A 24008-nucleotide genomic window follows, 5' to 3' on the forward strand; every position below is an offset into this window, starting at 1 on the left:
TCGGTAGTTGTCGGTAAGGTTCATATTACATCTTGTAGTACTTTTGCAGGGCCTGGCGCGCCTTGCGGATTCCCTGCAGGGCTAGCGGAGTATCCTTCAAATGGAAACGAATCTTGCCCGAACGGCCGTGCGCCCAGTCAATGCCCGCCAGGGCCGCATCGTCCCTGTTGATTGTCGCACGCACCAGGTAGACGGGTTCCGCAGTACGTTCGCCATACCCATCCCCCGCACCGCCCGAGGCACGCGTCTCGATTTCGCCACCGCCAAGCCACCCGAGCGCAGCGGAAGGCAAGCGGTCACGCGCCGCAGGAATAGCCGAAACGCTATCGACAGGGATTTCGGTAAAGGCGTCGCCGCTGAGCCGCACCGAGACCTTGCGCGGCTTTTCCGTGAACAGGCGAGAGACCTCCTCCTGGCTCACCACCGCCAAAAAATCGAATGCGGTCGTATCGAGCACCATCCCCATCGAATCGCCACGCTGCATAAAGCGGCCCACGTACTCGTCCGGGTTCTTCACGTCCCAAATGCCGTCCATCGGGGCCACAAGCGTCAACTTGTCGCGGTAGCGCAGCAGGTCGCCCAGTTCCTGCCTCAGCACGCCCAGCCGCTTTTCGAGCGGCAGCATATTTTCGGGAGCGCGGTCCAGCGCCTGGTAGTAGGCCTGCACGGCCTCCCTCACCTGCGCACGTTTTTCCTCAATCGAAAAATCGAGTTCGCGGTTTTCGAGGACCATCAGCGTATCGCCCTTCTTGACCTTCGCCTTTTCGCCGCGGAACACACCGGCAACAAGGCCGCCCTCGCCCACCGTCGTGTTTTCGTACCGCGCCGCCTCTATAACGCCGGGAGCCTTGAACGTGTCGGGAACGGGCAGGTAGAACAAAAGCGATATGGCACTGCCGAGCACCAGAACCGTCACGAAAACGGCTCGGTTACGCACCAGCGCAAGCCCGGGGCTTGCGAAGATGTACTTGAGGAACTTGCCCACCGGCATAATCACCATCGTCAGGCAAAGGAGGGCCCCCATGATAAACGAAAGTATCAGGTAGTGCTGCGAGATGGTGACGATGAACCCCGTAAATAGGAAAATCCTGTAGATCGACGAGGCGACTCCGTAAACCGAATAAATCACGCGTTCGAGCCAGGTCTCGGCAACCGCCTCGGCATCGCGCTTGAAGAACACGTAACGTTCCAGCAGGTACTTGAGGTGGCGTACCGAATTCTGCTGCAGGTTGGGCATGTCCAGCAAATCGGTCAGGATATAGTAGCCGTCGAATCGCATGAGCGGGTTGATATTGAACAGCACGGTCGAGACCGAAGCCATTATAACAACGTTGTACGCAAGATTCTTGGCGAGTCCACCGCCAAGGTTCGCCCAGACAATCAAGGCGACCGAGGCGATAAAGAATTCCGTGAGCATGCCCGCGGCCCCCACCAGAGCGCGCCTCGACTTCTTGCGGAACGACCAGCTCGCCGTCGCATCCACATACGGAAGAGGCACGAGCAGCATGAACATCACGCCCAGCGTGTGCACCTCGCCCCCGTAGCGCTTGACGACGCTCGCATGGCCGAATTCGTGCAAGAGCTTCACGAACACGGTACACACGTAGACCCAGCCGATATTCGACGGCGAAAGGAATCCCGAACTCTGGTCCTTGAGGGCATCGAAGTTCTCGATTCCGTATTTCGCGGCGACGATAACCGTCGCAAGCCACACGAGCGCGAAAGGCTTGCTCAGCAAGAAGCGGATAAGCCAGCGCAGCTTGTTGAGCAGGGCGTCGGGGTCGAACAGCGGCACCTTCAAGAAGAAGATGTTCAAGAGCGAGGCCTTGACCTTCTTCTGCTTCTGCTTTCGGTTGCGCTCGAACAGCTTTGCGCCATCGTCCACGCCCGTGTACATGAGCATGTTCGCCTGGTACAGCTGCGCAAGCATCTCGATGACTTCGCCCTGGCCGGGCATCTCGCCTTCGCTACCCTTGAGCATGGCGCTCCACACCTCACCCACCGTCTTGTCGGGCGAAAGGCGCGACACGAAGTCGTATGCCCCGCGAGGCAATCGGTAATACTGGTTCGTAAACGGTTCGTAAAGTACGTACCAAAGTACACCGCGGTAGGTCTGCCTGTGGACGCGGACACTCGCCCTGAGGGAGATCTTGCTCCCCGCAAGGCGGTACCACGACTCATGGAATATCTTGCGCTGCTGATCGAGGACCATAGAACAGATTACCGATGAGCAACAGTTGCCATGAGCGAGATGGTGTCTCTAGAAGTAATTCTCAAGACAATCTTGTGTTCACCCACGACAGTTGCCACATCAGGAATGTCGAATTCTGCATAGTTCTGCAAATACACCGTCGGGTCAGTCTGCTGACCATCCCAGGTGACAGACAGCTTATGCCTCGTGTTGTCGGAGCAGTTCAACTGCAGGAATACGTTCGGATGGTAATACTGGTTGCCCTCGTCCCAATCCGTAATCACGATTTCCACAGTCTCGCCGGCAGCAATTTCAACCAAGGTCGAAGTTCCTTCCTGGTCAATCACCACCGTTCCGTCGTCTGGAGCCACAACCGGAGGCGTCGGCGTAGAGGCTTCTCCACTGCCCTCTTGCCCGTCGTCATCGACAATCACGGGTTTCGGCACCACAAGCTGCGCTGTGCTGTCGGAGCCCTGCGACGTGAGGTTCCTGCCTTCGCCAACATCGATGGTATCCTTGCGGTCGTTTTCGTTCGACACGGAAGTATCGATACCCTGGATGAGGTTCTGGTCGAGCCTGCTCTGGAACTGCCACTTGTTCGCGTTGTCGTTGTCGAGGTAGTTCTGGTGCTGCGTCGTGTCGATGGTATGCTGGTCGAGCGCAATCTCGGTATTGGGAGTGAACACGCCCAGCGGGTTGTTGTGTTCGAGCACGAGGTTCGCGCTTCCACCGAGGGCGATATCGTCGCCCGCGCCCATCGTAATCGTGTCGGCACCTTCGCCACCCACGGCAACGTCGCGGTCCCTGCCCGTCGTGATCGTATCGTTGGTCGAAATCGAAGTCACCGCATCGTGTTCGATGGCAACAGACTTGGCCTCGATAACGCGGTTCTTGAACTTCGAGACATCCGCGACATCGGCATCGTAAGGAACATCCATGTCGAATACGAGCTTCGCATCGTCGCCATAGACGAGGTCCTTGTCGTGATCGCCGCCGAGGTCCGTTTCGCCGGCATAGCGGCCATCGCCCGATACAACCTGCACCGCCGAAATCATCGGGAGGTTCTTCGGATGCTGACCGGAGCTCGTGTAGATGTTCCTGATGCGGATATCGGCGACATCGCCCGACACGCCGCGGAACACCACGTAGTTGCCCACCAGTTCAAGGCGCGGAGCCGCCGAATCATGGGCCGAATCGTTCAAAGCCATCTGCAGCATGCGTTCGGCTTCGCTCTGCGACGAGCAGGTAGCCTCCTTGTAGTCGCCGTCGAACTTGTGGCCCGTCCAGTCGTTCAGGTAACGGTATTGAGACACGCCATTGTGACCCGTAAACTTCACCTGGTACAGGTAGTTGTACGTATCGGTATCGTTGTTGTCGCCACCGAGGTAGATGTAGAGGTCGTAGGTCGAAGAAACCGTATTATTCGAATTGCTCACGAAGCTGTTCATGTTCTTGAGCTTCAGGACAATCTCTTCGCTCTGCTGTGCCGCAAGGTAGGTGTTGAACAGCTTCGAGTTCGAAGTGTCACCATCCAGTTCATCGTAGTTCTCGATTGTGAAGCTTGCGACGGTCTGGCGCTGCCCGTGGTTCTTGCCGTAAAGCTGAACCTCGACACCCTCCTCGACAGCATACGGATTGCTCGCCGTGGGGTTGTTCGAAAGGCTGTTCATCTTGTTGTTGTACTCGGGAGAGGATTCCTGACCGCGCACAGATTCCGATACAATGACGCCACGGTCGTTGCGGTAGAAGTTGTGCCAGTCGGTATCCACCACGACGCCTGCCGCCTCACCCTGCGCAATCGCGTCCGTAGAATCGGAATGCTCGCGGGTAAAGTTGATGGAGAGCACGTTGATGTCCTCCAGCATCGTGTCGGCGGCCGCAGTCGCCTCGGCATTGATCGTATCCGCCCCGACGCCGCCCACAACGGTATCGTTGCCGTTGCCGGTCTTGATGAGGTCATCGTAAATCGCATCGATGTTCGTGATGGCCACAGATTCCGCAGTCGAGATGGTCGAAGCCGTAGATTCGTCGCTGTCGCGGTCGGTAAGCAGAATCTTCGCGTTGTCGCCGAAGACAACGTCGTTGTCGTGGATGCAGTAGCGTTCGTCACCGAAGGTGGTGATATCGTCGCCGCCGGTACCGCCCACCACGATATCATCGCCGAGGTCGGTACGGATGGTATCGTTACCGCCGAAATCGATATCGGTCGTCGCGGCGACATCCTGCTTGTGGAGCGTGCCCCTGACCTGGATAGCGGCGATGCCCGGGAGATTCTTTCCGTTCTGGGCATTGGGATCCGCCTCCTCGATAACCACGCGGATGCGGTCGGCAGCAACGCCCTCATCGACCATAAACACCACGTAGTTCGCTTCCATCGCGGAAGCGGCCGTTTCGGCAGTCGAGCGTTCGTAGGAACCATGGAAGTTGTGACCAGCATTGTCCTTCACATAGAAGGTCTTGATCGGATCTTCCGAATCGTTTGTATACAGGCTCACCTTGCGAATGCTGTTGTTTGCCGCAGAATGAGAATCCGGGATGTCGAGGTACACCACCACCCTGTAGCTGGTGAAGTACTGGGCAAGGCCGTCCATCTGGACATCGAGTTTATTTTCGCACTGCGCGTTGGGAGCAGTCGTCATCAGGCCCGAATTCATGAGCTTCGCGTTCTTGTCGTACTGCGCATTCCAGAGGCCAAGGTTGTAGGCCTGCAGGTTGATGCGGTTGTCCGTACTCGTGTTGCGATGGCTCTCGATGCCGCCGTAGCTCACGCTCACGCCGCTTGCGCGCACGCGGGTTTCGTCGGCAGACTTTTCGCCCGTCGCATCGAGGTTATCCATGTTCACGACTTCGCGGTCATCGTTGCCGTATGTACCTGCAAGCGAGCCCGAGATGTTGTTCCAGTTGCTGCTGCGGTAATCGTCGCCGTTTTCCTCGTTGTACGCACCGACAAAGTCGCCCGCGTTGAGGCCCGTCTGCGAAGCACCCTGGAAGTTGAAGCTGAGGGTCGCCTCTTCGTAGACATCCGGGACGTTCTGGCGGTCGCCCACCTGTTCGAACGCCTCGTTCGCGTTGCCGCGGAATGTCGCGTAGGCGTTGTCGCCGAACACAACATCCTGCCCGTTGCCCGTCGTGATATCGTCAGAATCGAGACCACCAAAGACAACGTTGTCACCATTGCCAGCGATGATCGTATCGGCTCCGGCCGTTCCGTCTTCGCGGACAACGACTTGCTCGTCCTTGTCAAGCGTTTCGATGTTGCGGCCTTCGTTGGTGACATATATCGCATTGAAGTCGCGATCGACCTTCGCGAAGCCACCATCGCCGAGGATGATGTCGTTGCCGGCTCCCGTGGTGATTTCGTCGGAATCCATACCGCCCATCACGATGTTCTTCCCATCGTTGGTATGGATGACATCATGGCCACCGTCCTGTTCGGACTTGGTCTGCACTGTACGATATGTATCGTAAATATCGTACCTGCCGCCGTCACCCACAACAACGTTGTCATTACCGGCAATATCGATTATATCACCATCGGCACCACCCATAACGACATTCGTGTCGCCAAAGATGTCGATATCATCGTGACCGCCGATATCATCACTCGTGGTTTCGACGTAGCGAAGGCCGGAGTTGATGAACTCATTCACCGTTGCCGCATCAGGCTTCTTGTCGTAATTGGCAATGCCGCCATCACCGAGGACAACGTTTTCGCCACCGTGGATTTCAATATCATCGTCAGCAAATCCGCCCATAGCGACATTGTGGCCACCATAGACCTTTATGTGGTCTTCGCCACCAATGCCATCACTCTGAGTCTGGATATAGGCCGAATCAGAAGCTTCGTTATTGTATTCGCCTCCATCGCCCAGCACGATGTTGTTATCGCTTGTTGCGCCATTCTGCGTACCGATAGTGATGTTATCGCCATCAAAGCCACCCATCACGGCGTTCTGGCCGCCATAGATGTTGATAGTATCGACACCGCCATTTTCATCGTCAGTCGTCTTGACGGACTTGATTGCCTCGTAGACCTTCTTCTCGCTGTTCCATTCACGAACGGCGATGCCACCGTCACCGAGGACAATGTTGTCGGCACCGTAAATATCGATTCCATCGCCCATGGCACCACCCATAACGGTATTCTGGCCGCCATAAATCTTAATGGTATCTTCACCACCATGGATAACGACAGTGTCGTCAACCTCTTCTCGAGACGTTTTGACAGTCACCTCGCCCTTATCTTTGTCGACAACATAGGAGCCGCCATCGCCAAGGACGACGTTTTCATTACCATTCTGATTTTCATTATCATCTTCAGCGTTTTCATTGCCATCACTGGTTTTTCCGTCGCCAATGGTAATCTTATCACCCTTGGCACCACCCATAACGGCATTCTTGCCACCATGGATGTTAATGGTATCGATGCCGCCATTACTATCGTCCGTCGTTTCGACAGACTTGATGGAATCGTAGACCTCATTATCCGCATTCCATTCGCGGATAGATTCGCCACCATCGCCGAGGACAATATTGTCGGCACCATAAATGTCAATATTATCGCCGGCAACGCCACCCATGACTGTATTCTGACCACCATGGATAGTGATTGTATCGACAAAATCAGGTTCTTTATCCTCAGTCACCGACAGATCATGAGTATGAACCTTCACCTCGCCCTTATCTTTGTCGACAACATAGGAGCCGCCATCGCCAAGGACAACATTTTCATCACCATTGATCTTGACTTCTTCGCTGTCGTCCTTGTTTTCTTCGCCAATCGTGATTATATCGGCACCAGCGCCACCCATAACAGTATTCTGGCCGCCATAGATTTCGATAGTGTCCCCAGCGCCGACCGAATCTTCCTCAGTCTTCACGGATTCAACCGCAGCATTGACCATAAAGTTTTCGGTCGTAGCGACACCCGGCGTAAAGTTGGCAACACCACCGTCACCAAGGACAACGTTATCGGTCCCATTTCCCTTGCCGGCTTCGCCGATGGTGATATCGTCATCACCATTTCCGCCCATGACAACGTTATGGCTGCCGACAATACCAATGGTATCTTTCTCACCAATAGAATTATTTGTCGTCTGAACCTTTTCGAGGCTAATCTTGATGTTGTTTTCGCGCCAAGACGTTGCCGAACCTTCGTTATGGAAGTTCACGACACCATTGTCGCCAAGAACAACGTTCTTTTCTCCGGTTACAGAGATATTGTCGCCACCAAAGCCACCGACAACAACACTCATCTGTCCGCCGGCAGTAATTTTATCGACTCCGCCCTCGTTAGGCATTACGGACGCAATAGAAGTCGCCCCACGGGCAATGCCATCGGTCTGCTTTTGGATGAAATTACTATCTCTATCCTTAGGAATAGTTGTGAAAATAACATCACCCGCTTTATGCTCACCGGAGTCTTCCTTATAATAGCCAAGCTCCGTAACGACATTATTGCCATCCATATACTGGATGTTACCCTTGTCACCAAAGGCGATAATACCCTTATCGACATCGATGGTGTCGTTTCCAGCACCGCCCAGAACAACCATACCGTCCTTGGTAATCAAGCTTCCCTTTGCGGTAATCTTATCGTTGCCGCCCTGGGCGTTGATAACCAGCTGACCGTCGTTAGCGTTATAATCCGTAACGGTAATATCATCATCGGTCTCACGATTATCGGTTTTATCGTCGCCGGTATTCACGACCGTGAACGTCTGGAATTCTTTTTCTGTAGTCTGATTAACATGGCCATGAATGGTCTTAGAGATATTGACGGTATCCTTACCTGTACCCAAATTGAATTCGCCAAATTCGAACTCGCTTGCAACAACCTTTTCCTTGAGTTCTGTATGCGTAAACTTGACGGAATCGTCAACGCTTTCCACATTGGCATTTTCAAGAGCGCTGTTGGCATCGACATTCGAATCCTGGTTATTCACGAATATACGATCAACACAGTCGTCTTCGCTTTCAAAGAGGTAGTCCTTCTGCCCAGCGAACATAGCCTTGAATCCGCTCAAGGAAGTTTCAATAGACTTGTTCAACGTGAGAGTATAAGTACCCTCCCCCACAATGGGGTCACCATCAATACGGAACCATTCTGATTCGTTCTTTTCCGAAACAAACTTGACCGTACCACCCTTAGTAGGAGTCTCTCCTTCCTTGATTTCGACAATGACTGTATTGCCAGAAACAGACTTCACGCTAGCCAAACTGTCTAAGTCATAGGTATTTTTCTCATTAAACTTCGAAGCCCAAACAAAGCCGGAATCGCTTTCAATCTTATGATTATAATGGAGAAGTTCCGGATTATCGACACCGGCAATGTCGCTTGTTCCCTTACCATAAGCATCAACAATGCCTTCAACTTGGTTAATACGCTTGTCGCTATTTCCATCGAAAGTAACGATACCGTATTCTTCATCAATGGCATCTGCTTTTGCGAAAACAGTTATTGTATTTGATGCAGACCCTTTCTTAAATTCCAGAACAACGGAAGATTTCGCTATTCCGTCTTTATTATCATAAATCAAGAGTTGAACTTCTTTATTTCCGTCCAACATCTTAGATATAACTTCGGAAGCAGACACCTTAACAAACAACGATTTACCGTCAGGTATATCCTTGTTGTATGTAATATCGAAAGTCATGGAGTTCCAACTCGTATCACGTTCTGTGTTTCCCGTCGGAACATGATGTCCATCCTTCAATTCCGTCTCGAGATACTTTTCAGCAAGCACATACTGATTTTGTTGAGCAGTATCACCAACGCGTTTAATCGTCAAGAAATCGCAGGGTTTGAAGGAATCACCATTTTGGATATTCGTTTCCGCACCAGCAAACGTGCCTGAACCAACAGAAACCTCACCATGCAATGTCGCGAGTTGCTGGTTCGACGTATTGAAGAATACCAGGACATTTCCGTTCAGCTCGTAATAAATATCCTTCTTTTCCTTCGATGCTTTATCTGCGCCACAGTAGACAGTCTCGGTTCCATATTTAACAGAAGACAAACTGGCAACATCATCGTAAGCAAGATGGATTTTCGACCCATCAAGTTTCATTGTATTGGAACGATAATTAACGATAAGAACCTTATCTTTTAGGTCATTTGTATAATTCTTTATGGTCAAAACACCTTTGTCATCTATACTGGTATATTCAATTGTCTTATCGCTATTTTCCAGATAAACATGGATGTTCGACTTATTCGCACCATGCAATTCGACGCCAAATTCGCCCAGAGCAACAGCACTTCCACCAATCGTGTACTCCTCGGTCCTCGTAAGCAATTTCTTCGCTTCGTCATTTTTGGAGACTTTTTTATCATCCTTAACACTCAGCGAGAATGCCGTTGCAGACTTGGAAAGCAGTTTTTTAAGTATTTCGCCTTTATTCGTATAAGTCCAAACGCTGCTCAACGAAATTGACTTGACAACATCTTCTTCGGACAAAGAATCCGAAAGGGCCTTGACATTTATCTTTACCGGTTGCGTATTTTTTCCATCAAAGACAATCTGAACATGATCCGAATATGTTGTGTCAGAATCTTTCTTAATCAGGATTCCCCTGTCACCAGCCTGAAGCATGGACGTGGAAAGCAACGGAATGTTCAAGTCGACCGTAATCGACCCTTCTTTCAGGTTTCCGGAATAGCCGACAAAGAACGAACCAACTCCACCTTCCTGAATGACAAGCCCATTATCAGCAATATATGTTTCAGAAGTAGACACAAACACGGCAGGAGCTGCGCTCGTATCCATCACAACAAATTTCTGCTGATACTTTTTGTCTTCCAAATCAGAATTTACAAAACAGATCTTCTTTTCATCGTCATCCAAATCATCAGAATCAGCCGACAACACTTCATATGTCAAAGTATTGGTCTGACCATCGGTATCGGCATTTCGAAGCGGACGACTATCCAAATCAAGACCACCAACAGACACGGTATCATTGCCATGACCGCCGTTTATCGTAGTCGTCTCACCCGCATTGTTGCTGGCGACATAGAATTCATCGTCACCCGCACCAGCTGCAAAATTCGAGTATTCTACACCGGCAACCTTGATACCACCAGATTCAGAAAGCAAGCCTTCCTTCGTAATAACAACAGTATCGTCACCTTCGGTGCCATAGACATTTACGCTATCTATTCCGGTTCCACCATCAATCGAGCGAGTTCCGTTGACAACGATATCCCCACTCATAGTCTTATAGTTGTATACCGAGAACGCATCGTTGCCACGGCTGCCAGCCATGTTCAAAGAACCGACGTTGCGCAGAGCGGTAAAGGTATCATCACCAACGCCACCATCAATGTTCAACTTAGAACCTTCAGACACACCTTCACTCAGGTATTTTCCATCGGAATTCTGAATAGTTTTGAATCCATCTTCAGAAGCGATGTTCTGTGTACCAGCCTTTCGATCGGAGTTGTAGAGCTGTCCAACCTGGAAGGTATCGTTTCCGGCGCCGCCATCAATATTCGTTACAGCCGCAGTACCATCAACGACAACCTTGTCATCGCCACCGTTCGCATACAAATTAACAACGTCGATACCATTCGTAAAGTTGACGCGTTCGATATTCTTGTTGGCATTCGTACTGGACACGTTTCCATCTTCAGGCAACAACGCTACAAAACCAAGAGTCCCAGCTTCGTTCATTCGCATCAACAAGTTGTCTGCATATTCCGTGGCTTCAATAGTGAGCACATCCCTATCGAACTGGCCTTCTCCAGAATCGGTGATGTTCACATAACTGGTTTCGCTTCCGCCCATCAAGTTCACGAAGATTTGGTCGCTGCCACCCTGGCCATCAACGAAATCCAAGCCGGGGCCGGTCTTGATTTTGTCATTTCCGTCAGTCGGCCCACTTTTGGCATCCTTGTAGAATATTCCGCCCAAGCCAAGATTTTCGCCAAAGGTGATCTTTTCTCCATTAAACGCGTCTGAGCCTTTAGTATAACCGCTAGCAACTCCCTTATCGCCATACAGGCTGTCATTACCAGCGCCGCCATCGATGACATCGTTTCCTTCACCACCATAGATGATATCATTATCGATACCACCCTGGATGTTGTCGTCACCATTACCGCCATCAATGACATCGTTACCGATGCCACCTTCAATGACGTCGTTTCCTCCGGCGCCGTAAATCAGGTCATCGCCTTCGCCACCATAGATGTGGTCTATGCCATCTGAATCAGAATCCTCACCACTCAATTTAGCGTCAGTACCATCTTTGAATTTAGCACTATCAAGAGCAAAACTGAATTCCGATTTAGCGACTTCAAAGTTATTTTTGGCAAACTGGTTTGCAATAAGTTCTTTACTGAAGAAATCCTTACTAAATTCGGAATCAACGTTTATCTGTATCAGATTGCCACCATAAACGATATCGTGACCGGAACCGCCATAGATATCATCATCGCCCGAACCGCCAAATATACGATCGTTTCCGCGTTCTCCATGAATTTCATCATCGCCGGCGCCACCGTCAACCCGGTCGTTGCCCGAACCACCAAAGACCGTATCATTGCCTTTGCCGCCAATAATCAAGTCATCGCCACCATCGAGGCTGACATCGCTTCGAGAAGCCCCCCCAACGGTTCCATTATCATAGAGAGCCTTGCCGCCATCACCGAATATCAGGTCGTCACCATCGAGTCCGTCGATTTTGTCGTTACCGGCACCACCGAAAATGACATCATTTCCGGCACCGCCGACAATGACATCGTTACCGGCGGCACCAGCATCTACATAGCCTTCGACATAGAATTTACCATTCTTTTTACCTTCATCCTCATCGGGAGGTACATACCCATCATCGCCATAGATGATATTCATACCACCATTAGCACCAATAATGGTATCATTACCGGCTCCACCAACGATAATTACGGTATAGCCATTCAAGTCGAGTTCGGAAAGGTCGATTACATCGTCACCTTCGCCACCATAAATTTCAAGGTTGAGACCGGCCTTTCCAGTCAACTTGATGTAGTCATCACCGGCATCGCCATTTATTCGATGCCATTTACCCTTTTCTGTACTTACTTTCTTGCCATCGCCCCATTTAACTTCTGCATCCTCCGTCAATTCCGCAATGTATGTTTCATTACCATCTTCGAGAGTGGGATTATCATTGTCAGTCGAAACTCTGTCGCCAGCATTCGGGCCAATATGCGCCACAATATTGCCATTCTCGTCCTTTGAAGCCATCACAGGCGCAAGTTTATGTTCGTAATTGAAACTGAACAGGGTTATGTCGCCCGTAATATTCCACTTTTTCGTGGTAAGCCACAAATCCACATACGCATAGAGTTTGGCTGTAATCGCTCCGTTCACATCGAATATGCCGAACAAGCCCAATTCGCCAATGATTTGCTTCATTTCGCTGAGGCGAACCTTGCCATCCTTGTTGGGGTCAAACAGATTGAAACCAACGTTGATGCCCACACCGCCACCGACACCGGCACTCACGCCAGCATTGAGTTCGGCGGCGGCTGTCAAGCCGCCATAGAACGAAAGTTCGTTGACATCGACTCCATTTTTGTCTTTGTCCATCACATAGAAGCCATTGAGCAAGCGGCCATAGTCCTTACGGCCACTGCTAATCCACTGGCGGATACCCAGCGTGTCGTAACCAAAGCCGAGCTGGATAGAGGCGTTGAACGTCACGCCCAGGCGCGCACCGAGCGGACCCCAGATGCGCACGAACGTATTCCAGTCAAAATCAAAGCAGAGCGTGGGCATCGTGTATTCGACAAGGGGAACATCTTCGCCAAGCAGCATCTGGAAAATCTTCGACGGATCACTCCAGATAAAGTTCCAGCCGCCGTCGTCTTTGAGTTTAAAGCCCTGATCTTCGAGCTTTTTTTGGGCTTTATTGGCAATATCCAGTTCCGGATCTTCTAAACCCTTAGCATATTTTTTGATATTGTCATTTATAACCGATCTAGAAGACTTTCCTTCAAGAAAATCTTGCGTGGATGTGTCACCAGTGGAGCCGCCCATTCCCGGTCCCGATTTTACCAACTCAAAATCACCCAGATTAACCTTTACTCCAGTACCATTGGAAGTCGATATCATCTTGGATATCGAAATAAGGTCCTTGATGGCGAGAATCATTCCATCGTCAAACTTGCCCTTGCTGTATTTTTTGGCAAGGTCGAGCGGGGTTATCTTGATTCCCAGGTCATCGAGCACCGGGAACGGGGTCATCAGGAAGTCGATAAGCGGCTCAAGCGGTTCTATGACCGTCTGAATCTTGGAAACGATAGGCCCGAGCACGCCCCCGATAAAGGAACCCATATCGAATTCAAGATTTTTGAATGCCAGGGATTTTATAACGCTATCTTTATCTCCTTCTTCATTAATCTTCTCGTACGCCCAGTCAAATTCAAAATCACCCGAAATGTTAGGGAACTTGGGCGTATCGCGGCCGGCATCCTTGCCGACACCGACATCTATACCGGTATAGATATTGACAGACGCTTCAAAGTCAAACGTAGGCACGGCAAAAGCATCGGACACTTTTACCAAGCCGTATTTTTTCGTAAACAGATTTATCTTATCTTTTGGATCATCATTGGTCTTTTCTTTTGTAATCCATTCTTTCACTCCATCCGCATCGAGCGGCTCCGAAGCGCCAAGTCTGGAATCGTATGTCTCCGCCGAAGAATCACTCGGATTATTCAAGTCGACTCCGAAACTTAGTTCAACAGCAGCTTTGTGATTATTACCATCTTTATCTTTTCCCTTTGTCGACAACGTCAAGCCGAGCCCAGCCAACGAGGCGCTTATATCAGCATCTAACTCAGCCGTAGCCTTGACATTGATTTCATTGCCGTCGTTAAAGATAAAGTAGAAACCATTCTGCTTCGAGATACCGAATCCGAATTCCAGCGCCCAAGAGAGCGAGAGATTGAGACCGCCATCCGCGGCGAGCGCCAGTCCGGGGAAGCCGAGATCAAAGCCCACCGAGGTCCCGAATTCATACACGCCGCCCAGGTTGAAGTACCATTCCGCCGATTCCTTGGTGCTGCGGTACCACGTCCCCTTTCCGTCGACTTGTTTCCACCCGGTCTTATCTCCGTTCCAACCGAAATAGTAGGAATCGCCTTCGTCTGAACCGACATCATATTCCGGAGTCAGGAAAAAGCCCAATCCAAACAGGTCGTTCATCTTTTTCGCGACCATCTCGGCTGTCAAGCCCGTCGATTCGTAAACAAACTTCGAGAACGGGTCAAGTACCTTGTTCTTCAACACACTCAAGAAGTCGACACCGGTACTCAAGGCAGAACCCACAACCGGAACAGACTTGATGGAGTTTGCCATACCGCCGTTGATATTGCTTTCGAGCATTTCGAACAGATTGTTCAAGCCAGACACAGCAAGCTTAATCTGGCTGAACCAGTCCATGTTCGCAAAATCGGCAAGTTCCAATATCCTTTCGTACACACTCGAGAAGTCAGCAATCAACCGCCCATCGAACTGAGATTTATTGTCTTCGTTCCCAAGCCTCAGGCCAAAATCAAAGCTGTCATAAACTTTATTTGCGTCGGTGAGTTCGCCATCTTTCCAGTCCTCCTTGATAGCACCCATTATTTTTTCGACTTCGTCTTGGGCATTATCGAAAGACGTGCAATTGACTAATTCAACGGCATTATTATTGAATCGGCCCACAAGGACATCGCCCAAGGACATCTCGCATACGGTAATCGGGAGTCGTCCGAAAAGAACAATAGGTAAAGCATAATCAATCTTAACGCCTTTAGGATCATTAATGGAGAAAGAACCAGAATCTTTACCGCTCACAGAACCCAAGAAGGCCACCTTGCCGTGGATAAACGACTGCTGGTCCTTATTCTCGCCAACAGAAATCAAGTTGCTGAGCATGCCGCTGCCACCGCCCGTGACACCCAAATCGAAATTCAGTTTGTCGCCCGAAATTGCAATTTCGGCACCAAATTGAATGGGTTCCGTAAGCACAAGGTCAAATTCCTCGCCAAATACCACCTTTGCAGAAAGCGCAAACCAGAAATCACCAGAGACATCCAAGTCAATGTTTCCCTGGACGCCGGAATCCTCTTTGCCAAAGCTGAACCTATGGCGTACACCGATAGCCTTTACCACATCGAAGTCAAAGAAAACTGCCTGATAATCCTTGTCAAACCTTATATTAAAGAGCTTTTTCCCGTCTGTACGCGAAGAAAGATTGAATTTTTCAAGATAAGTATTCAGCAAATCACCGAACTGCTGGAGGCTTGTAATCTTTTCGGCTCGGAGCGTCGAGATAATGCTGCGCAAATCGTTCGCCACACTTACCAAATCACCAACAGTCTTGTTGATAACCGGAATCTTTTTATCCTTAACTTTATCCGTAACATCATCTATACGTTCAATCAGATTTTCAAGCACTACATAGAGCTTTTCTATCGAGAAATTTTTGAAGCTGTCAAGTATGCTCTTAACGCCATCACCCAGTTCAACATTACTGGCCAACCTATAATTATCTTGTTTCAATTCAGTGTTCGTATCGTCTTCAAAAGACGCAAACTCATTGGGTTTTACGATCTCAAGAGACACCTCAGCCAATTCTATGTCATAACCAAACAAATCCGCATAAGCGGTTGCAGTAAATTTATTTGAACCATCAACAAGCCCCAGCGTCACGGGATTTACTTTATACCCAAATATATTATTCGATTCTTTCTTTTCAGTTTTTTCCAAGTCGAATTTTAATTCAAGCCCAACGTCTCCTTTCGCAATAAGGTCTGCTCCAACGAATTTATACGAGGCCGAAGCACTTGCAACATATTTTGCAGTTGCCCAAGTTTCCTTTTTATCGGCATTATCAAGCGTATCCCCGTCAATCGAAACCGTCGATACAGTAAGAGTTCCAGCCTCAACATCAACGTTTTCTATTTTATAATAATCATCACCGACAGCAATATAACCGCCTACAGCATAAGAAACATCTGCTCTAACATCATTACCTTCTGCAGATTTAAGCTTAAGACTAACGGAATTTCCTGATTTACGCACCTCCTCAATTTCGTGCAGGTCGGTTCCCATCGAAACGGCAAGGGTTGCTCCAAGTTTAATTTCTTCAAGGCTAATCTTTTTCGACCAGTCAAGATTCTGAAGTGCAGAGCCTACAATACGGAAAGAATCCGTCGAACTCTGAGATGTTCCCGATTTCTTTTGAGCCTTTTGTCCCGAACTAAAGCCAAGCCATTCGAGAGCCTTACTGGAACCAAAGGACGTCAAGGTAAATTCTTGACTTCCAAAAATTTCCAGATGGTCATCCACAATTTTTATAGTATAATCAGAACCAAGTTGAGCATTAATATTCTCAAGAAGGCCTGCAAGTGTCTGCGTTTCGAGATTGCTTGCAGTCAAGCAATCCTGGAAATCGACAGGTTTATCGCCTATCTTAAAATCGGTCTTATCAGCCTTTATTTCTTCAGTAGTCCCGACTATTTTGACTTCATCATTTACAGAGAATACAATATTCCCGTCAACCACCATGACCGAAGATATTTTGGAAAGAATATCATCGTCTTGCGTACAATTGTCTATCGTATCTTTAATCGCCTTTGCAAGAGACGAAACCGAAGAGCATTGTTCCGTGTTGACATATATTGTTTCAGAATCATCGTTGACATCGGAGAATTTCAATTCCAAGATATGATCGAACCATTCGACAGATGCACCATCAGTGCTCTTTAGCGAAATACACCAGGCATCTCCTTTCTCTTCTTTTTCAAATTTGAGATTAATTGAGTCTATAGTAAATACAAATTCATTGCCTAAGCCATCAGGAACATCTGAATCTACATATTTTTTGTATAGGTCCTTGAATTTTTCTGCCACAGAGTCAACATCATCAGCTGCGTTGTCAAATTCTATAAATACTTTATTTGTACCACTAGCAACGAGCGCCCCATGCTTTCCGATCGAAGGAGTAAGTTCACCGGAGATTCGCATGTAGGTAATCTTTTTACCATATTCAGCGCCATTATCATAAAGGTAATAAAGGATATTGTCGGTATCCAGATTTCCCTGAATTCTTCGAGAATCGCAACCGAAAATAATATTGTCCTCATCAACATCCACCACATACAAGCCATATGTGTTCATGATGGAACGACCCTTATCCACTTCATCAATAGTATTCTGAATAGAAAGATACTCGTTCAATTGATCTTTAAGATTTTTACCCTGAATATATCCATCGCCAAGTTTTTGAAAAAAATCATTCTTAATTTTTACATCTTTCGGACTGTCTTCTCCAGATTTAAGAACATGAATAGTCCATTCATCATCTCTCTGAACCTTGTACATCGTCTGCAGGTTCGTACCGGAGAGCTTCAATTCGGCAAAGGAATCGCCACCGGAGGTCTTTTTATCCAGATTGTCACCCTTTTCAATAACAAATTCTTGTTTTGATGTGATAACAATTTGCCTTGACGACGTGTAAGAGATTTCAAAATCCGTTTCAGATGGTGAATTTTCGTACCAGTCAGACCTTAAAGAACTTAACGAAACCCCTTCTTTTATCTTAACTATTCCAAGTTCCGATCGACCTTCTGTTTCTTTAACATTCGAAGTTAATTTGATGAACAAATCTTCATCAAAGGTTTTTTCTGAGGGAATCTCATAGGTGATGTACCATTCATTTACAGAAATATCCTTTTGAACGCCGTCAACTTCTCTTAAAGCCTTCGTCGGATTTTCCTCGTTATCAAGCTCAAATAGACCTATTTCAGAAAGTTTCGCATCTTTTTCTAATTTCTCGCCAGAGAAATCAATTTTCAAATTAAATGAAATCGTAGCATCGGCTTTTATCGAAACGTACCCATGTGTAGAAATATTTTCCAATTTGTCCTTAAGCACATTGGCCAAGTCAAGCCCGAAGGCCTTTTCGACGCCGAACTTCAAAGCGAAATCAAGCAGAACAATATTGTTTTCGCCCTCTACTGGTTGGAGCGAAACAACATTATCATCTACGCCAAAAACCGTTCTCCAGGATTTATTAAACACCTCAACAAACGTGCTAATGTTACCAAAATTCTTTTGGTACTGGCCTTCCACACATTTCATGAGGCCGAAATCGCAGTTTTCAGAACCATCCCCGTAAACAACCGCTTCAACCTTATCGACAATATCTACGACCTTATCAATAGAGCCGTCAAGGAAGTCGAGCTTGGTCTTACTTTCAACCAGGCTACGCAGAGCAGACTGTAACGAATTCAGCACCACATGGACCTGATTGATCAGCGAGTCTCCTGAAAGAGACATATATTGCTTGATACTATTCGGAAGCGTCCATTCTCTTGAGTCAAAATTGTATGAAAAGTTGTCACCATCCTCATTCGTAATCTTAGGAAGTTCAAACGAATCTCCGGCTTTCAAAGTAAGGGAGCTGTAGCCCAATTTCAGCTCTTTGGGCTTTACGCCATCTCCGATGGAAACGCTAAAATCAACCTTCCCGCCATCAATCTCAACTTCAAAGAGGCCTAAATTCATCGAATCAAGCGAAGTGCTAAAATCCAGGTCTACACGTTCCAAATCGACGTTATTAATGGAAAGTTTTCCATCTTTATCAACTTTAATATTAAGTTTTAAATATACCGTGCATTCCGCACTTAACGACGCAACATCAAAAATACCCAAATTGAAGCCGCCATCGCCAAGCAACTGGAGTTGTTTAGGAGAAATGGCAAACAGCAAGGAATGCTCGCCCTCTTCCAGAGCAAGAGATTGGGCGGCGATCGTATTTGCGCCGAGCAAATCAACCAGATTAGTGCCATCCCAATTTTCTGAATACTCTTTTGTGAAAATCTGAATTTTATCCAAAGGCACCAGGCCATTGACATAACCAGAGAACGCATCCTTTATTTTGTTAAAGTCAAGTTTTCCATCAGCGAAGGCATTGCTTACACCATATTGTGCAATTTTCCAACATTCATTGAGATTTTGGGCAATTTGTTTTATGGTATAGTCCTGACCAAGCACAGAAAATTTCGGCTCGTTTATGAACGGAATATTAATATTTTCTAAGGCTTCAAGAATGCCATCTAACGAAAGGAAATCGCTAACATCAAGTTCATCATTCAACTCAACATTGGAAATTTTAACTTCTCCATCACCACCAACTGTCAATTTTAGACAATCATCATCAATTTTAAGCAACCCACCAAGGCTACTGCTTGTTATACCAGGAGCTTTCAGTTCAAATTGTTTAAAATTATAACCAAAATCGACAGATTCTCCATCCATGCTAACGGAAACTTCTATTGCAAAAGCAGCCTCAATTTCGAAATCACCCAAATCAGTTTGCACACATTTAATTTTCGGGCACAATTCGACAGTAAATACACCTCCATCTATATTAATGGGGGTCTCGTACAAATCCTCAGCCAGAAGGTCATAGGAATTTTCCTCGCCAAATTTCAGATTAATTTCCGAGAAGAAATCCCCCAAATTATTTGTACTAACAAAACTTTCAACAATCGTTTTAGCTTTACCAAGATCTAAGGTAAAATTATCATCGGCATAGGCAATCTGGTTGCGAAGAGCAAGAAGAACGTTATTTTTGAAATTATTGACTTTATTTAGAATACCCGAAATCGTGTAAGAGTCATCGCCAATTTTAAATTCATTTCCAAGATACGGAATCGACAAGTTTTCAACAATATTAACTATGCCGTCAAGGAAGTTTTCCGGCGAAAGGATGTTTTCCAAATTGGTAATTTCATCGGGGAAATTCCACTTTCCATCACTATAACTGAATCCAGGTTTATCTGTAGTGTCTTCAGGCTTTTTCTGTTCAAGCAAAGTGACTTGACCGTACATCAGTTTAAGAGAGTCATACTGAAAACTGCATGCATCAATCCTCTGATTTTCACCACCTACACTCGCCTTGAATTCAAAAGACTCTCCTTCGAGTTCAGCAGAAAGTCCACCAGGCAGCGAAATTGTATTCTTATCTTTCTGCTGTTTCAACTCCAACGTCATCTCGTCGAACTTGACACCATTCAAGTTTATCGAGCCGTCATTCTCAACATGAAGGGTCAGCGTCACATCGAACGGGCAACTCATGTCGACCGTGCCCAAATTGACACCTGCAAAACTTACATTTTCAAGACTCTTCTCAGGAGTAAATCTGAACGTAAGTTTGGCACACTGGCTGCTGTCGTCAATGGAGAATTTCAGGACCGTCTCAGCAGTCTCTCCTTCACCAAAAACCGGACAAAGATTATCAGAATCGCCTGCATTAGAGCCCTGTTTTACAATTTCGACGCTTTTAAATATTGATTCACTATCAAGGACATCGCTCAGAGCCCTCTTCAAAGTTTCAATCGTCACATCAATACTTGAAGTCGCCCCAGTAGACAATTTCGCTGCACCTGAGTAAAGAGCCTGCACTATAGCGTTATGAGCGCTTTCCGCATCCGAAACGATAATGCTAGCAAGATCGTCAACTGCTTTTTGTTCTTCTCCTATTTTAAACTCAAGAGGGATGTCTACATTTTCAAGCAAGCTAGTGATAGCAGCCTTGAGCGCAAAATTTCCGCCCAACTCGAATTCCGGGTAGTCCACTTTCCAGCCATTAGTGACGTCATACGAGACCTTCACGGAAGAATCTCCGCTGATTGCAAACGGAAGACCTTGAACAGCACCCCCAATATCTACGCCAAATCCGAGCTTTTCCAATCCAAGCGTATAATCGGCTTTTCCGTCAACAGCTTTGATAGTCACCTTTATGGCAATCTCGGAATCCACACCAAGAGTATTATCCAAAATGAAGAGAGGAAGTTTTAACTTGTCAAGCGAAGTTTCGTGGAGCGAGAAAACGAAAGTATATTCCTTGCCTGTAAAGGTCGGCAGCACGGCAGACTGCAGTTCACTACCCCATACATTGTATTCCTGCATAGAGCCCGACGGAACAATTTTTATACAGTCGATAATATTCTTAAACTCATCAGCCCCATCTTTTTCAACCAGGCTCGCAAACTTATTTCTCAACGCATCGGCATCGAGCTTGGCAACCTTCGGGTCTCCACTTCCAAGCAAAGAAACAGACGCTTTCAAAGCCTTGGAAACGTTCTCCCACGTATTGGAAACAAAATCTAAGATACCCAAAACGGTTGTCTGAGTTTCTTTTACCTTCAAATCGAGATTCGGGATAGATTTATTATTTGTAAAATTTTTAACAACAGGATCAAGAACGGCACTCAGCGAGATTCCTTCAATTATGGATTCGAAATCGAACTCGCTAGCCAGCCATTCCCCGTCGACATACGAAATTGTTATACTGGCATCAGCAAAGTCTTCTAAAGACAATGTGATATCGAAGCCGGAGAAATCAAACCCATCAAAAGAGACCTTTCCGCTCTGGTCAATATTGAGCTTGATTTTCAAAGCGGCAGAAACATCGGCCTTGGCATTCACATTGAAAGAATCAATGCTAAAGCCATCCATCGCTATATTTTTCTTTGCAAAGCCTAGCGTAAACTCGTTAGAGCCGACATTCAGCGCAATTGACGGCAATTCCGTCGGTTCGCCAATCACCTCCGCAAAGATGTCAACAGCATCGGTTTCGCCCATTTTGAAAGTGACACTATCGAACAATCCGCTCAAATTGGTACCGACGACACTTTCAAAGAGAGCCTTCAAACGACCGGCATCAACAGCCACTCCTTCGGCAATGCTTTCAGCACCCTGTACAGCCTCATTTACGCCACCCGACAGGGCAAGCGAGATTCCCTTCCAGGCTTCATCCACTTTACCCGCAAAGTCAACAACGGACAAAACATAGTTTTTCGGTTCTTTTTCGCCCGGGTTTTTCTTGGCTATAGCAAACTTGTAATTGGCAAGGTATGGAACGTTCCGGACTGCGCCCAGCAGGCCCTCCAGCGAAAAAGATTCCCCGCTAAGCAGGTCCGTAAAGTTGGTTATCTCGGCAGGCAGCGTCCATTTTTCATTGGCATAGGAGAAAGCCCCCTGCGGCAGACTTGCCAACATTGCGTCGCCAACGTTCAAATCAAGCTTGTCGTAGGTCAAGCCCGCATCAAATTTATCCACATCAAGACGATTATTTCTATTGACGATGGAAAGTTCCAAGCCGAACGCTCCATTCTTGAAAACCGCACTGATTCCCTCCAGCGAGACGCTCTCGATATCCGTCTTTTGCATATTCACGTTCAAATCTTGCAGGGCGACATTACCGAACGTAATTTTCCCTTCTGCATCCATGTTGAACGTAAACTTCACATTAATCTCGGTGCTTACACCAACACCTTTCAGCGAGAACATACCGAGGTTCAATTTATCGAACGAGCCCGCGATCGGCTTAATCTGCATGACAAGGCTGTTTTCGCCCTCAACGAGGGCCTTCGTGTTACCCTCTACATCAAACGCATAACTATCTAAAACATCTCCCCATTCTGCAATATTGGCCGCCACGAACGAATCGATAGACGACTTGAGCTGGGTGAGGTTCATTGTCATGTTCTCAATAGAACCATAGATTGCACCGGGAACGAAGCTCCAGAAATCTTCCAGTTCAGAGGCAAATTCCGCTACCGACATTTCCTCTTTTTGTTCACCCGAACCAACAGGAATCTTTATGCTGTTCAGAATAGGAAGTTTCTTGGCGGCAACGGACTTGAGCACCGTACCCAGAGAAAAATCCTTATTCAGCTTGAATTCCGGGACCTGGACATCGAGTTCACCATCGTTGGTCGACACTTTCAAGACGCCCTCATCGGCCACATAGAACGGGAGATTGGCGATTTCGCCCACCTTGAATTCCAGGTCCACATTCTTGGTCACACCCTCATCAGGCGCATAACTGAGGGTCATGTCCGGTTTTGCTTCGGCATCGGATTCAGTTTCGGAAACAGCGATATTCATGAACTTGGCTGAAGCTTCGGCAATGTCGATGGAGATTTCAAGCTTATTGACCTGCGGCGCAGTGATCTCGAAATCATCGTCGCTATCGAAGAAAGTGCCACTTCCGTCCTTGTCCAATTCAACAGAAATGCTAGCCTGTGCAGCAGCAGAAAGATTGGCAGAACCATCTACCGAAACCTTGCCCCAAGAACCGAGGTCGACACCGAGATTCTCAAGCGACTTAGATTCAGAAAGGTCGATACCGACAGTGAGCCTAGAACCTTCCGCAGAGAACGTGAGTCCCCTGTACTCTTCGCCCTGTTCGCTTTCAAGGAAATTCTTCACATAGGTATCCACAAGCTTCGTAAGGCTAAGCTTGGTGATAGGTTCAACCCCTTGTTCAAGGTTGGCATTCGCCTGCTCGATAGCAGTGCGGGCCATATCCAAGGACTGAGTAAGCACGTCATTTACTTTGTCCGCAATAGTCGTTTTCAGGGTGTCTACACTTTCGCCAAACATTGTGGTAAAGGAGCCGACAGATTCCGCAAGACCAAGTTTAGAAGCATCGAAACCTTCAATGGAATTGACAGCAGCAGACACCTGTTCGCCCATATTCCCAGAGATAGATTCAATCTGTTCCGCATAATCATTCAAGTGCTCTACATCAAATCCAGGATCGGCATCCATCATCAAGCGAGGCTCGAGAGATTCGATCTTGTAATTGTTGCGGGTGGACTTTTTAGCCTTGGGAGCAGACTTCTTGATGTTCTTGTTGTTGGACTTGACATTCTTGGACATGATTTTCGCCTTTTTAGTTAAAACTTTTTGTGTGGAATTTGAAAAAAATTCCATTTGGGATATACAAATTACAGCGCACTTCCAGGTGCGCTGTACTTTGT

At 47.6% G+C, this 24008-nt stretch carries 2 protein-coding genes; both read right to left on the reverse strand.

The window, feature by feature from the left end:
* Positions 1-25 precede the first annotated feature (25 nt).
* The gene (locus B2952_RS07705) at positions 26-2212 is read right to left on the reverse strand and encodes a hypothetical protein (protein WP_290730100.1); all 2187 of its coding nucleotides are present in this window, start codon (positions 2210-2212) and stop codon (positions 26-28) included.
* A gap of 8 nt (positions 2213-2220) precedes the next feature.
* Positions 2221-23907 carry an LEPR-XLL domain-containing protein gene (locus tag B2952_RS07710; RefSeq protein WP_290734503.1) on the reverse strand — a complete coding sequence of 7229 codons (21687 nt, stop codon included), beginning with the start codon at positions 23905-23907 and terminating at the stop codon, positions 2221-2223.
* Between the last annotated feature and the right edge of the window lie 101 nt (positions 23908-24008).

The organism is Fibrobacter sp. UBA7003, assembly GCA_002449765.1.
In the GTDB taxonomy this organism is placed as follows: domain Bacteria; phylum Fibrobacterota; class Fibrobacteria; order Fibrobacterales; family Fibrobacteraceae; genus Fibrobacter.